Genomic DNA, 15,270 nt, shown 5'->3' with positions numbered 1-15,270 from the left:
TTTAATAGTATTCCTGATAAAATGACTCATACTGCTTCAATTCTTTCGTTTCGAAGAGCAGTTTGAGGTTTTTCGGAGTAATGATTAGTGTTTTAGCGTTCTGTAAATCTAATAAATATTTTCGGGTTTTCTTGTATGTTCTGACATATTCTTTCGCTTCCGCTTCGTTCTGGAACTCTGCGACCATTACAATGGTTTGATTTCCGCCAAACAAATTGGTAGTAATCTTCGCTTTACTTTTCGGGAAGAATTCACGTGTAAAGTCAGATATTTTAGATTTTGAAAGATCGATATTATCTTTCTCTCCCAATAGAATCAAGACAACCTGTGACGCTTTGTCATCATATGTATAAATCGTCTTATTTCCGAAAACAACCTCTTCGTTTTTAGAGTAACCGTTTATAATTACATCCATCATTCCTGATGCACGTCCAGCCTCTTCAGATCCCGGATATTCCGCAATAATACGCTCTAAGATAGGTAATAATTCTTGTTTGTTTTCTGTAATCTGTCCTTTGCTCATTGCCAGTAGCAGCATGTATTTTGCGCGGTATTGATTGTCCGGTTCCGTCTCCATTACACTTTCTGCCCTGGAAATCACAGGGTAGTACACTTTCCGGTTGTACCGTTGTAAAACAGTCACGTATTCCTGTTCCGCCAATGCATCCCGTTCTTTCTTTTTGATGAAGAAATCCGGGTCCCGTAAATAGTTCGCATAATCTGAATTCGGGTAATAATTCAGGATGTAATCTTTTTGAGCAGCAGCCTGTGAAGCATCTGTCGATTCAAACATTTTGTAGAGCTGGAATGCGGACATCAGGTTGTAATCAGACTCGTATTTTCTGTCCAGTACCCCGAAGAACTGTGTTTTTGCCAAATCAGGTTCTTTCAATTGCTCTTTGTAGATAATTCCGGCATCGTACAATGACTTCACCAGTCGTTCGTTTGATTTTTTAAAGTCTTCTTCGGACTTAGGAAGTCCCTCTGCAAGTGATTCAACTGTTGGTCCGGATGGTTTCTCAGGCGTAGCAGTACCTTCTCCCTCACCTTCAGGATTTTCTCCTCCTTCACCGGTCGTATTCTGCATAACGATGGTCTTTTCACTTCTTCTCCAGTGGTCTTCATTCGTTCGCTGCCCCCATGTTTTCTGGAATTCTACCGCTCCTTCCGTTACTGAATTACTGTTCGACCAATAACCTCCACCTTTTCCACCCAAATCCTGTTGGAATGCACTGTTATTTTTAGCCAGTTCTCTTAATTTCTGAGCATCACGCTGTGCTTTTGCCTGCGCTTCCTCCTCCTGCTTCTTAATGACATTTTTCAGGAATGCTTCCTGTTCAGCCGGATCCATTTTGGCAATTCGCTGAACGCTGTCTTCGTACTGAGCTGTTTCAACTGCTACAACCAGGTCAGCTAATTTTTCAGCTTTTGAACGGATTTCCTTAATGTTAGGATACGTATCATCTACCGTAACTCCGCAGGAATCATAATATTTTTGTGCTTTGATGTAATCGCGCTTCGCATAACGTAAATCCCCCATTTTTTCATACGCCATTCCTTTCTGGCGAACGTTAGTGGTTGAGTAAAATGCCGAATTGGTCAACTGTTCCATTGCCTTTTCTTCATTGTTTTCACGCAATTCGATCATGGCCAATGTGTAATAAATCTGATCTTTGAATTCCGCGTTTTTTGCATCCCGCAGCAATTTGTTGAGTTCCTTTTTGATTTTAGGGCCTCCTTCTAATATAGAAGCTTTTAGCTGGGCATTAAAACTCATTTGATACGGAATCTTGTATTTTCTGGACTTCCGGTATTTTTCAATGGCATTGCTGAAATTTCCTTCTCCTTCATACAACTGTCCCAAAATGAAATTCACCCGGCCTTTGTCTTCTGACTTTTTGGCTTCTTTGAGCGCATTCTCGAGGTATTCGATGGCTTTCGTTTTATCTTTATTAACCAACGCCAAATCAGCTTTTGTACGTTCAAACTCAAATTTTATCTTCTTTGGGAATTTAGCAGGTTTATCACTTTTCTTAGATGAATTTCCCGCATTGTTGAGTTTTGCAGCTTTGGATTTTTTCTCCTTGGTTTTTACCTGCTTCGCACTTTCTGAATTTTTCAGGTTTTCAACCGCTTTATCCAATTTATCAAGGCTCAGCTTAGCATCCGTATAATTTCCAAGCCGGATATTGGTTTTGGCCATCCACAATTCCCCGACAAAATTAGAAGGGTCATTTGAAAAATATTTATTGATGAATTTAAAGCTTTTCAGTGCTGTTTCATAATCTCTTCTGTAGTAATATGCTTTTCCGACTGTAATCCAGTTTTCATCAATGTAATTATTGTGCTCGGCATTTTTTTTAGCCGGTTTGTCATTGCTCGGCATACTGTGATCCGTAATGACTCTCTTCACTTTTGAAATAGCAGTATCGATCGGGGAATAAAATGCTTCTATTTCCTGTTCATTCGGAACAGCCTCCAGGGGAAGTAACGAATAATAATCTTCATTCAGGTTGGCGCGGTAGGCTGTCAGTGACACCGTAATGAGCTCATTGGCATTGAAATGCCCGTTGTATCGCGCATTCACATAATGAAACGCACGGTTGACTCCTGTATTCTTTTCTGTAGAGCAGGCAAAAATGAGCGTCATGAAAATCAACGCAAAAACCCCGAATTTTAGATAGTTATTCATTCACTAATTAGCTTAACAAGCCTTATATAAACAATAAAATCAATGTTTTATTGTACATGGGCCCGAATTTATCATGCAATGTTGGTAAAAACCTGCTGGATATCATCATCGTCTTCGATTTTGTCCAGCATTTTTTCAATATCCACCAATTGTTCTTCGGTAAATTCCACCGGAGATGTCGGAATGCGCTGCAACGTCGATTTCTCAACATCAATGTTTAGCCCTTCCAATGCCGCACTCAGGGATCCGAATGAAGTATAGTCTCCGTAGACAAATACCTTGTCTTCATTCACCTCAATCTCTTCCAGACCGGCATCAATCAATTCCAGTTCCAGCTCGTCCACATCAATGTTATCTGTTTTAGTAAATTCAAACACAGCTTTTCTGTTGAACATAAACTCCAATGACCCGTTTGGAACAACGCCGCCACCGGCTTTATTAAAGTATGATTTCACATTGGCAACCGTCCGTGTAGGATTGTCCGTAGCACATTCCACAAACACAAGAACTCCATGCGGTCCTTTTCCCTCGTAATTGATTTCTGAGTAAGCCTCCGCATCTTTTGCCGTTGCACGCTTGATTGCCGCATCGATGTTGTCTTTGGGCATGTTTTGTGCTTTCGCGTTACGAATAGCGGTACGCAACGATGAGTTCATATCCGGGTCCGAACCACCTTCTTTGGCTGCCATTGTGATTGCTTTTCCCAATTTCGGAAACAATTTTGACATTTTGTCCCAACGTTTCTCTTTTGCTGCTCTACGGTATTCAAACGCTCTTCCCATGATGTATTGTTATTTCTAATTACTTTTTTTCAGGTTTTTAAGGATGCAAAAATAAAAAAATCACGCATAATTGCAAGATGTATAATTAACCATTACCAATGACTATACTTCTCTGTTTAATCACTTTTTAACCGCCTGCACTTTCAACAGTGAGCAATTGGTCTTTCTCAGAATTTGCCTGGAAATACGCAACAAATCACCGGACGTGATTTTTTCATAAATCAGGGCTTCTTCATTGATGCCGTTGGCGTCTCCCAACAATTCAAATAAGCACAGGTTCATTGCTCTGTTCAGCAATCCCTGTTCCTGAAACTCTTTGGCTGTCCTGATCTTGATCATCAACCGCTTCAACTCATCCTCCCCGATTTTGTGGCGTTGTAAATCGTTCAGTATTTTCCACAACTCCTCATCCAGCTGTTCAAACGAAACACCATTGGATAGCCGTCCGGAAATGATCAGCAACCCTTCATCGAGGGAACCCGTAATGTAGGCTGAAACCTCCGACACCAGTTCCAATTCCTTCTTCAATCGCTTGTACAAACGAGAAGATTTGTCACGTCCCAATGCATCGGAGAGTACATCTGCTACATAATAATCCGGATTTTTACGTTCCGGCATTTTGAATGCATAGTAAAAGGCATCGACCGGTACCTCCCGTTCAATGATTTTTTCCCTGAATTCTGCCTGGTCCGGCTCCTTTTTGAGCATGCGCGCATACTTATGTCCCGAAGGAATATCCCCGTACCATTTTTCAACCTGCTTTTTCACCTCCTCCAGTTCAAAATCGCCGGCGATGCATAAAATCGCATTGGAAGGTGTATAATATTTTTTGAAGAATGTCTTTACATCTTCCATCGTCGCTTCTTCGATGTGCCTGATTTCCTTCCCGATGGTTGCCCATTTGTAGGGATGTACGTGATAAGCCAGCGGACGCAACTGCAACCATACATCGCCATACGGTTGGTTCAGGTATCGTTGCTTGAACTCCTCTATGACTACATTTCGTTGTACTTCCAGACTCTTTGGTGTAAATGCCAGCGACAACATCCGGTCGCTCTCCAGCCACAAAGCCGTTTCCAGGTTTTGGGCAGGAACCACATCGTAATAATTCGTAATATCATTGGATGTAAACGCATTGTTCTCACCACCTGCATTCTGCAACGGAGTATCAAATTCAGGGATGTTGACGGATCCGCCAAACATCAGGTGTTCAAACAAGTGAGCAAAGCCCGTTTTGGATTCATCTTCGTCGCGTGCTCCTACATCGTACAATGTGTTTACAACAGCCATCGGAGTTGTTGTATCCTTATGAAAAAGAACGGTCAAACCGTTTTCCAGTGTAAATTTTTCGTAATGTATCATCAGAAATTAAATTTTGATGTAGTCTGTTCGCTCAATGCCTGTCTGTATTCATCCACCAGTTCTTTCACTATTGCAGCTGCAGGTTTGATTTCATTGATCAATCCCGAAATCTGTCCGACTTCCAGCTCTCCTTCAATCAGATCTCCTTCAAACATTCCTTTTTTGGCTCTTCCTCTTCCTAGCAATGTCGTCAGGTCTTCAACGGAAGCTCCTTTCTCATATGCTTGCTGTACCCGTTTGTAAAATTCATTTTTCACCAACCGGACAGGTGTCAACTCTTTCAATGTCAACTGCGTATCACCTTCTCCCATCGCTAAAATAGCTTTTTTGAAATGGTCGTGCGCACTTGATTCGGGAGTGGCAATAAAACGGCTTCCGATTTGTACACCGTCTGCGCCCAGGTTCATTGCTGCAAGCATTCCTCTTCCGGTACCGATTCCTCCGGCGGCAATCAACGGAATGGTTAATTCACCGGCAACAGCGGGAATGAGGCAAAACGTTGTTGTTTCATCACGTCCGTTGTGTCCGCCCGCTTCAAATCCTTCTGCCACCACTGCATCAACACCCGCTTCCTGCGCCTTGAGCGCAAATTTCAGACTGGATACAACATGTACAACTGTAATTCCATGTTTTTTCAGGTGACTTGTCCATGTTTTGGGGTTTCCGGCAGACGTAAAAACAACCGGCACGTTGTATTTGATAATTGTTTCAATGTGTTTGTCAATATCGGGGTAGAGCATCGGCAGATTGACCCCAAATGGCTTGTTTGTTGCTCTTTGGCATTTCTGAATGTGTTCTTCCAGGATTTCCGGATACATACTTCCCGAGCCGATAATTCCCAACCCGCCAGCATTGGAAACGGCTGCCGCCAGCTCCCAGCCTGAGCACCAAATCATTCCGGCCTGAACAATCGGATAATCGATATTGAATAAAGATGTAATTCTGTTTTTCATTTCTAATATTGAGATATCACGAAGGTAATCAAGATTCTTCAAAGAAGAAGAATTCTGCGTTATTTTAAGTCCTGTTGAACCCAGGGTTTTGTGAAAAAAACAATTGCACAAAAAGCTTAAGATGATTTTTTTAACAATCGCGCCCAATTTAAAGAGAATTATTTTTGATTTGTCAAAAAATGGAAGTAATATTGCACTTGATTTTTGATACATTACTCAAATCACTATTTCTGTTTATACTGAATGAAAATGAAAAGAACATACATTCTCCTCACTCTATTATTACTGTTTTTCAGTGACTTCGCCTTCTCTGCGTTGTCTATTGAGGGCACGTACCAGGGAAAAAACCTGTATGTGCAAAATCCCATTGATGATGAAGGTTTTGGTTACTGTGCGACAAAAGTTACCGTAAATGGAGATATTATGCCCGGCGGAACCGGTTCAGGAGCATTCGAAATTGATTTTGGAATTTTCAACATTGCCTTAGGAGAACCTGTTTTTATTGTAATTGAGCACCACGACGGATGTAAACCAAAAATACTGAATCCGGAGGTGTTGCTGCCCCGTTCAACCTTTAACGTGGTTTCAATTAATGTATCAGAAGACAAGTTAAAGTGGGAAACAACAAATGAAAATGGAAAGTTGCCATACATCGTTGAGCAATACCGTTGGAACAAATGGGTTGCTGTGGGTGAAGTGGACGGGATCGGTACTTCGGGAACCAACAAATACGAGTTTAAAGTAACGCCGCATTCAGGAGAAAACGTTTTCAGAGTTGTACAAATTGACCATTCAGGAGAGAAACGCGTTTCCAACCAGGTCAAATTCAGTTCAAAAATTGCTGCCGTTGTCAAATCACCTGCAATTGTAAAAGACGATATTCAATTCACATCAAACGGAACTCCGGTGGAAACCCGTTATGAAATTTACGATGCATACGGAAACATTGTTAAAAAAGGAGTTGGTAGTTCCGTTAACTGTTCCAACTTGTTGAAAGGTGTGTACTACATCAATTTTGACAACATCAACGAGAAGTTTGTAAAGAAGTAATTCAACACGAAAATAAATGAAGAGACCTGATAACCCAGGTCTTTTTTTTTAAATTTACGGTGCATGAGAAAAATAGAACATTTAGGCGTAGCGGTTACTAACCTGGAAGAAACCATCGTGTTATACGAACAATTGTTAAACACTCCCTGCTATAAAATTGAGGAAGTCGGTTCGGAATTTGTAAAGACCGCTTTCTTTCGGGTAGGTGAATCGAAAATTGAATTGGTTGCCGCAACAGACCCACAGTCACCAATTGCTAAATACATCGAAAAGAGAGGGCCGGGGATCCACCACGTCGCATTCGATGTGGAAGATATTGAAGCCGAAATAACACGGTTGGAAGCAGCGGGCTTCCAAATGATCCAGCGCACTCCGAAAGAAGGGGCAGACAACAAACTGATAGCCTTCCTTCATCCTAAATCCACCAATGGAATGTTGGTGGAGCTCTGCCAGGAAAGAAGTTGATTCGCTCCCGTTTCCCGTGCCGGGTATTTTTGTAGATTTGCCACATGAATAAACAATTGATCATTGCCATTGACGGGTATTCAGCGTGTGGTAAAAGTACCATCGCAAAAGATGTGGCCAGGATACTGGATTACACCTTCATCGACACCGGGGCAATGTACCGGGGTGTTGCTTTATATGCACTCAACAATCAGCTCATTCAGGGCGACGTTATTCTGACAGATCAACTGGCTGATTCTTTACCGGAGATTCAACTGGATTTTAAAAAAAATAGTGAAACCGGAAAACGGCACCTTTTTCTCAACGGGACAGATGTAGAAGAGATCATTCGTCGTCCGGAAGTAGCGGCAGTCGTATCAAAAATAGCCGCGATCAAAGAGGTGCGGCATAAGTTGGTTGCCTCACAACGGGAAATGGGCAAAAACGGAGGAGTTGTTATGGATGGCCGCGACATCGGATCAGTTGTTTTTCCCGATGCAGACCTGAAGTTTTTTGTAACTGCCGATCCGCTAATCCGGGCAGAGAGACGGCTCAGGGAAATGCAAAGCAAAGGCATCGAAACATCGCTGGAAAGCGTACTTCAAAACCTTCAGGAACGCGACCAGACAGACCGCACCAGGGAAGAAGGGCCACTCATTCAGACACCTGATGCCATCCTGATTGATACCAGTCATTTCACACGGGAATCCCAGTTGGAACATGTCCTGAATATTATCCGGGAAAAGTTCGGTGATTAACATTCACCTGTACACCATGTTTATCATAGCAGAAGTATCGCCACAGTCTGTTCCAATTCAAAATCTTCTGATTATTTTTGTAAAATGGATACCGCTCAACAACTGTTGGATAAAATTAAATTACTTCCCGATAAACCGGGAGTGTACCAGTATTTCAACGAAAAAGGAGCGATTATCTATGTAGGAAAAGCTAAAAACCTCAAAAAACGGGTCACCTCCTACTTTTCAAAAACGTTGGAAAACAACAAAACACGTCTGCTGGTCAAAGCCATCTGTGACATTCAGTACATTGTTGTCGATACCGAACTGGATGCCTTGCTCCTGGAAAACAACCTCATCAAGGAGTACAAACCCAAGTACAACATTCAACTAAAGGACGACAAAACATATCCGTGGATTTGCGTCAGGAAAGAAGCTTTTCCACGTGTTTTCTCCACACGCAATATTGTGAAAGACGGATCGATGTACTTCGGACCGTATTCAAGCGTGAGGGTAATGAATACTTTACTCCAGCTGATCCGGGATTTGTACCCGCTTCGTACCTGTTCCCTTGATTTGCGCAAGCAAAAACTCGAAGAACGCAAATACAAAGTTTGTCTGGAATACCACATCGGGAATTGCCTCGGTCCTTGTGTAGGAAGGCAGTCAGAAGCATCGTACAACCAACAGATAGAAGCAATAGAAACCATTCTGAAAGGAAATATTTCTTCGGTGATCAACCTGTTGAAAAAGCAAATGAAAGAACATGCCGATGTGTATGCCTTTGAAGAAGCTCAGGAAGTCAAAGAGAAACTGGACGTGTTGCAGCGATTCCAGGCAAAATCAACGATTGTATCACCCAAAATTCACGAGGTAGATGTCATCACAATGGTTGAAGACGGAACGACACGCTTTGTCAATTACCTGAGCATCATCAGCGGGGCGATTGTTCACGGACTTACCATTGAGGTAAAAACCAGTCTCGATGAAACAGATGAACAGGTCCTTGATTACGTCCTGCTCCGGATGCGTGAACAATTCAACAGCCAGGCAAAAGAGGTACTTGTAGAACGATTATTTGAGACTGAACTTTCTGACATCCGCCTGACCGTCCCACAAATCGGAGATAAAAAAAGTCTGTTGGAACTTTCACAACGCAATGCTTCTTTCTACCGGTTGGAAAAACGCAAAAAAGAAAGCATTAAAAACCCGGAAAAAGCAACGGAACGAATTCTCGAGCAAATCAAAAAAGATTTCCGACTCAAGGAATTGCCGGTTCACATCGAATGTTTTGACAACTCGAATATACAGGGAACCAATCCGGTATCCGCATGTGTGGTATTCAAAAATGCCAAGCCCAGCAAAAAAGATTACCGCCATTTCAACATTAAAACAGTGGAAGGTCCAAACGATTTTGCTTCTATGGAAGAAGCGGTCTTCCGTCGCTACAAACGGATGGTGGATGAAGAAGAATCATTGCCTCAACTCATTGTTATTGATGGTGGTAAAGGGCAACTTTCTTCGGCCATGACGGCATTGGATCAGTTAAACTTAAGAGGAAAAGTAGCCATTGTCGGCATTGCAAAAAAACTCGAAGAAATTTTCTTTCCCGGGGATTCACTTCCTATTTACATCGACAAACGTTCAGAAAGCCTGAAAGTTATTCAGCATTTACGAAACGAAGCCCACCGGTTCGGCATTACCCATCACCGCAACAAACGCAGTAAATCTGCCATTCAATCAGAGTTATTGGAAGTAAAGGGAATTGGTGAAAAAACCCAGGTTGAACTGATGAAATATTTTAAATCAGTGAAGCGAATCAAAGAAGCATCACTGGAAGAGTTAGAAGTTGTCATCGGAAAAGGAAAAGCGGCATTATTGTTTCAATTCCTCAACAAATAAGGTCATTCAAACTGCATATACTTCATCGGATCAACTGCCTGTTGGTTGAGCCACAACTCAAAATGCAAATGAGGTCCGGATGTATTCGCTCCGGTATTTCCTACAATTCCGATAACATCACCTACCCGTACTTTCTCCCCTGCTTTTTTTAAGGTCGTCCGGGCATGTTTGTATACGGATAAGTAATTATTCGGATGTTCAATGATCAGTATATTTCCATCTTTCTGAGAAAAACCCGAATAGATAACCGTTCCCGACAGACAGGCTGCAAAATAGGTGTCCGGGGGCGTCACAATATCAATCGCCTGATGATTTTTCGCATTGAACCGTTGGCTGATTTTTCCTTTTACAGGAACAATAAAATGAACAAAATCTGTTGGTGTCTTCGCGGAATTGGTATATTGATCTGCTTTTACATTTTCACCTACCTGCAATTCGGCTTTGCTTGGATTTGCATTGATGGAATTGGGATTTATTTTTACCTCGGGTTTCTCGCTTGCAACAGAATCCGCTTTAAAATCTCCGAACAGTAAACGTCTCAAATTGGCAATGTAAGCATCTTGCGCTTTCACCTGTCCTGCCAACGAATCGATGCGCACCCGTTGATCGATGATTTCCGCTTCCTCAGGAGAAGTTCCCGCCGTAATCAGGTTTTTCCCAAACGATGTCCGGCTCAACACGAAGAATACCAATACAACAGTGATGATAAAAACAAGTAACACCAATGAAAAAAGACGTATTTTAGACGTAGTAAAGCCAAAAATCTCATTGAAATTCTTGGGGTCATAAACAGCAAACTTTAACTGCTTTTGCCAATTGGTCAGCCACCTTCTCATTCTGTTCATCCATTCAAAAGTGATTATTTTTTCGGACAACAGCCAATAAATTTTCAATAAAATCGTAATTTTATAAAAACCAATGAATTAATAATTAACACATTTTAATAATTCGGCACAACATTTGGAGAAAATGCAAGAAACGTTTTCTTTATTTTTGCGTCTAATAGATTGAATGAGGTATTTTACAAGTATAGTATTCTTTTGTTGTACCATCCTCAATGGTATGTCTCAGCTAACAACTCAGGTTCAGGATCCTGTCTCGTTGGTACAGAACGTATTATTAGGAGATCCGGGCATTACCGTTACCAACATTACGTTTCAGGGAGCAACAACTGCTTTGGGACGATTTGATGCAACGGGCACCAACCTGGGAATTCAAAGTGGTATTGTGATGACAACAGGTACCATCATCGGAAATCAGAACGGGCCGATAGGTCCGAATAATTCTGCCAGTTCAGGAGTTGACAACGGAACACCCGGATATCAATTATTATCTGGTATTGTAGGTAATCAGACTTTTAACGCATCCGTACTGGCATTTGACTTTCAAACTTGTTCCGACTCAATCGAATTTCGGTATGTCTTTGGTTCAGAAGAGTACCCTGAATATGTTGGTTCCCAATTCAATGATGTATTCGGATTTTTTATCTCCGGCCCCGGATTTTCCGGGCAACAAAACATTGCGCGCTTACCCAACGGAGCCGTTGTGGCAATTAACAGTGTGAATAACGGAAATACAGCTCCTGCACAAGGAGTACCCGTTACCGGGCCAAGCAATCCTCAATATTATGTTCCAAACGGAAACGGGAATCAAACACCGTTCAACCAGAGTCCTATTTATATTCAATACGACGGCTTTACACGTGTGTTAACAGCCAAAGCAAAAATACAGTGTAACGCAACGTACCGGTTAACACTGGCAATTGCCGACGTAGGTGACCCCGTATGGGATTCAGGAATATTCCTGGAGGCAAAAAGTTTCAAAGCAAATGATCCGTTAAAAGTGAGCTATACGCTATTAAATCAGGTATTTCCCGAGAACAATGTGCTTGCAGAACCATGCTCGGAAGCGAAAATCCGACTGGAACGAACCAATTGCAACATCAATTCTCCTTTAACGATTAACATCGCAACTTCCGGGTCGGCAACAAACGGTGTAGATTACCAGACAGTTCCTTCATCAGTAACAATCCCTGCAGGGGCTTTGTTTACAGAATTCAACCTGGTTTCCATCCTCGACGGTTTAAACGAAGGAACAGAAAATGTTAAATTTACATTTAATTACCTGGACAATTGCGGGGAGCAACGAACACAGCAGTTGGAGTTGTTTATCCGCGATATCGAACCAGTACAACTTACTGTGTCAGCTACAGAAGTTGCCTGCCCGGGAGAAGAGGTATCGCTTACTTCTACCGTGTCAGGTGGCGGACAACCATATACATATCAATGGAACACTGGTGAAACCACGCCAAACATTACCGTCGCGCCATTGACCACCACTACGTACACGCTGACTGTGACGGACGAATGTATCCAGCAACCGGTCACCCAATCAATCACTGTAACAGTGCCTGTTTTTACGCCAATTACGATTACAGGAACGCCGGATATCACAGAAATATGTCCGTATGTTCCCGCAACACTTGACGTTGTGGCAAGCGGAGGTTTTGGCGGATATACGTATCAATGGACATCTGACCAGGGTGAAATACTGGGGACACAAGCCAGTCAAACTGTCACTCCTTCACGGACAACCGTCTACACGGTGGAAGTTACAGATGCTTGTGGCATTACGGAAACACATGACATTACCTATACAATTACCAGCCCTCCGCTGGTGGTAGAACTAAGTCCTGACGTTGAAATCTGTCCGGGAGATTCTGTTTTACTGACCTCTGTCGTTACAGGCGGATATGGTCAATATTATTACCACTGGCCGCACAGCAATGAAACCACTCCGGATGTATGGGTCAACCCGTCCGTTACAACAGATTACATGCTGGTTGTTTCAGATGAATGCCAGACATTTAGTGTAGCAGAACAGGTACGGGTTACTGTTGTAAAACCTACGGCCAATTTCGCAATGATCAGCAGTGTTCCGTTTAACAATCTGGAACTGACCTTTCAGAATTTAAGCATCAATTCCGATACCTACGAATGGGATTTCGGAAACGGAAGTACCTCGACAGCCGTACATCCCAACACAACCTACGCAGACCCCGGAGTCTATATCGTAACCCTCATTGCAACGGATGACAAAGGATGTAAAGACACCATACAAAAACCGATAACCATTATCGAGGAGTATTATATCTACGTGCCGAATACTTTTACACCGGATATCGACCGGTTTAATAAGACCTTTAAGGTATCTACGGTGAACATCAATCTCCTTTCCGTGAGTATCTATAACCGATGGGGTGAGCGGGTTTACCGTTCAGATGATGTAAATTTCGAATGGGACGGTACCTATAAAAACATGACGGTTCCGGATGGTACGTATACCTATAAAATTTCGTACACGGCCCGAAATGGAATTGAAGGGAAGCTGGTCGGGCATGTCAATGTCCTGAAGTAAATCAGCTGCGAAGCCGATTCAGATCACACTCCGGATGCAGCACTGCTCCTTTGGTTACAAAATCTGCCATTTCTTTTGACAACAGTGGTGCCATCATGTATCCTTTTGTCCCCAATCCGTTAAAAAAGAACAACTTGTTATAAATCGCATGTTTTCCCATCAACGGCCGTCTGTCCGGAGTTGTCGGGCGTACGCCTGCGTGCTGTGCCACAACTGTCACAGGAAGATCCGTCAGGTAACGCAGGTTATCCAATAATAAATTTTTTCCTTCTTCAGTGAGTGTTGTATCGTCCGTATGCCAGACGTACGTGGCTCCCACTTTAAATTGTCCGTTACCAGTATGCAGGGTAAAACATTTACGATTGAGTGATTCTTCACGGGACAATCCTTCTGTTTCCACCGTAAGAATTTCTCCTTTTGTTGACTGAACAGGAAGTGATCCGAACCATGGGTTTTCTTTTGATTGGTAGCCCTCACAAAAAATGATACCGTCAAATTGTTCACCCCGGTACTCCCCTGCTGCAGGATTCAATTCAGAATGGTCAAAAGATTCCCGGCGCACATCAATATCCGGGAGTGAGTGGAGTACATCCAGCAACACAGCAGTATCGAGATAAAAGCTGTTTTTCACCCGCCCGGAACCAAACTGATTGGCATAGGGGAAAAGTGTCTCATCTTCCTCGTTCATCACATGCATATAAGAGGAAAAAGCATCTGTTTGTTGACGTTCAATCCAGAAATTCCGTTCCTGTTCCGATGAAAAAAAGCGCCGGATGGTTGTTTCATGGAAGAAAGTGATCCCTGATGTTTGCTCAATCAACCGGTAAAACGCCTCTGCATAAGGAATAAATTCATCGACCCTCCAACTTTTGGTCATTCTCCTAAAAACCAACGGATTGATCATCCCTGCGGCTACCCGCGAACTACGGTTGATACCACTATCAATTAATGTTACATCACACCCGGACGCGACCAATTGAACTCCAAGGCAACTTCCTGCCAAACCACCACCAACAATTACTATTTTCTGCATATACTATTTTGCGAGTGCTAAGCTAATAACACTTATTTGAATTTCGGGAGAAATGAGTCGAATCTGTTGTATGATTGCCTCCAATGTGGCTCCTGTTGTAATCACATCATCCACCAATGCAATGTGTTTGTATTGCCGAATTGCTGTATTGACATAGAACTGATCCTCTACATTATCCCACCGCTTAAACCTTCCTAATTTTGTTTGACTTTGCGTGTGCATGCGTTTCGACACAACTTTCTTATCCACCGGAAGCCGCCAAACGGTAGAAATTCCTTTGACCAACTGCTCACTTTGGTTGTACCCGCGATCATACCGCTTTTTTTGATGAATCGGGACCGGTATGAAGACTTCAACCGATGAAAAACTCTTCAGTTCTATCAGCTTATTTCCGATTAATTTACCGAAGAACACACCTACATCCGACCTGTTTTCGTATTTCAGCGCCCGGAGCAACGGCTTTACGGTATTTGTTTTTTCGTAATACAACAATGCGTATGCTGCCGAAACATCTACTCTTCCCCAGAACAGCTGATCGAGCGGGGTCGGTTCCCGTGCTTTCTCGAATTGCGTAAACATCAGTTCGGAAAAGCAAACAGAACAGCATATTTGCTCCGTTCTCAGCAACTCCCCCTGGCATACAATACAGGAAGACGGAAAGAGTAAATGTACAAAACCATCCCAAAAAGAGAATACAACCGACCGTTTAAATCCCGATTCTATCTCTTTCCCCTGAAATCGCTGAACATTCATCACCTACCAACAATTGATTGTTTAAAATAACATTTTTTTTCGATTGACAACAAAAAATAAGTGTCCTAATTTTATAGTTAAATGATCCCGTAGGATGTAGTACCTTAATCTGACGGCTGTTCGGATGAATTGAAAAAATTTATCG

General features: G+C 42.5%; 12 protein-coding genes. 5 read left to right on the top strand and 7 right to left on the bottom strand.

The window, feature by feature from the left end:
• Position 1: 1 nt before the first annotated feature.
• The 4 genes from porW to H9Y05_RS06985 form a co-directional block, all read right to left on the bottom strand.
• Positions 2–2,692: a type IX secretion system periplasmic lipoprotein PorW/SprE gene (gene porW / locus H9Y05_RS07000; RefSeq protein ID WP_216713886.1), complete on the bottom strand. Its 2,691-nt coding sequence runs from the start codon at positions 2,690–2,692 to the stop codon at positions 2–4.
• Positions 2,693–2,763: 71 nt separating this feature from the next.
• Positions 2,764–3,474, bottom strand: a complete 711-nt coding sequence (locus tag H9Y05_RS06995) for a YebC/PmpR family DNA-binding transcriptional regulator (protein WP_163490048.1) — start codon at positions 3,472–3,474, stop codon at positions 2,764–2,766.
• Positions 3,475–3,594: 120 nt separating this feature from the next.
• Positions 3,595–4,836: a M16 family metallopeptidase gene (locus H9Y05_RS06990; protein ID WP_216713885.1), complete on the bottom strand. Its 1,242-nt coding sequence runs from the start codon at positions 4,834–4,836 to the stop codon at positions 3,595–3,597.
• On the bottom strand, positions 4,836–5,789 hold the full coding sequence (locus H9Y05_RS06985; protein ID WP_163490050.1) for an NAD(P)H-dependent flavin oxidoreductase: 954 nt from the start codon (positions 5,787–5,789) through the stop codon (positions 4,836–4,838). Before H9Y05_RS06985 ends, H9Y05_RS06990 begins: the two co-directional genes overlap by 1 nt.
• Positions 5,790–6,038: 249 nt before the next feature.
• Between H9Y05_RS06985 and H9Y05_RS06980 the strand changes: the two genes are divergently transcribed.
• The 4 genes from H9Y05_RS06980 to uvrC all read left to right on the top strand — a co-directional run bounded on the left by H9Y05_RS06980 (position 6,039) and on the right by uvrC (position 9,922).
• Positions 6,039–6,839 carry a T9SS type A sorting domain-containing protein gene (locus tag H9Y05_RS06980; RefSeq protein WP_216713884.1) on the top strand — a complete coding sequence of 267 codons (801 nt, stop codon included), beginning with the start codon at positions 6,039–6,041 and terminating at the stop codon, positions 6,837–6,839.
• A gap of 63 nt (positions 6,840–6,902) precedes the next feature.
• Positions 6,903–7,304 (top strand): methylmalonyl-CoA epimerase, encoded by a 402-nt coding sequence (gene mce, locus H9Y05_RS06975; RefSeq protein ID WP_216713883.1) that lies wholly within the window; start codon positions 6,903–6,905, stop codon positions 7,302–7,304.
• Between the two features lie 44 nt (positions 7,305–7,348).
• Positions 7,349–8,041, top strand: coding sequence for a (d)CMP kinase (gene cmk, locus H9Y05_RS06970; protein ID WP_216713882.1), 693 nt, complete (start codon positions 7,349–7,351; stop codon positions 8,039–8,041).
• Between the two features lie 84 nt (positions 8,042–8,125).
• Entirely contained in the window at positions 8,126–9,922 is a 1,797-nt protein-coding gene (gene uvrC, locus H9Y05_RS06965) for an excinuclease ABC subunit UvrC (protein ID WP_216713881.1), read from the top strand.
• A gap of 2 nt (positions 9,923–9,924) precedes the next feature.
• Here uvrC and H9Y05_RS06960 read toward each other — a convergent pair whose 3' ends face one another.
• The gene (locus tag H9Y05_RS06960; protein WP_216713880.1) at positions 9,925–10,758 is read right to left on the bottom strand and encodes a M23 family metallopeptidase; all 834 of its coding nucleotides are present in this window, start codon (positions 10,756–10,758) and stop codon (positions 9,925–9,927) included.
• 226 nt (positions 10,759–10,984) lie between these two features.
• Here H9Y05_RS06960 and H9Y05_RS06955 point away from each other — a divergent pair, with 226 nt between their 5' ends.
• The gene (locus H9Y05_RS06955) at positions 10,985–13,339 is read left to right on the top strand and encodes a choice-of-anchor L domain-containing protein (RefSeq protein ID WP_216713879.1); all 2,355 of its coding nucleotides are present in this window, start codon (positions 10,985–10,987) and stop codon (positions 13,337–13,339) included.
• Position 13,340: 1 nt separating this feature from the next.
• Here the strand turns inward: H9Y05_RS06955 and H9Y05_RS06950 are convergent, their stop codons facing one another.
• Complete coding sequence (locus H9Y05_RS06950) at positions 13,341–14,372, bottom strand: NAD(P)/FAD-dependent oxidoreductase (RefSeq protein ID WP_216713878.1); 1,032 nt, start codon at positions 14,370–14,372, stop codon at positions 13,341–13,343.
• Between the two features lie 3 nt (positions 14,373–14,375).
• Positions 14,376–15,125 (bottom strand): ComF family protein, encoded by a 750-nt coding sequence (locus tag H9Y05_RS06945; RefSeq protein ID WP_163490058.1) that lies wholly within the window; start codon positions 15,123–15,125, stop codon positions 14,376–14,378.
• Between the last annotated feature and the right edge of the window lie 145 nt (positions 15,126–15,270).

Origin of the sequence: Taishania pollutisoli, assembly GCF_014518315.1 — a bacterium.
GTDB classification, from domain to species: domain Bacteria; phylum Bacteroidota; class Bacteroidia; order Flavobacteriales_D; family Crocinitomicaceae; genus Taishania; species Taishania pollutisoli.
Note: the sequence above shows the minus strand (reverse complement) of the source record. Positions and strands in the feature narration are given on the sequence as shown.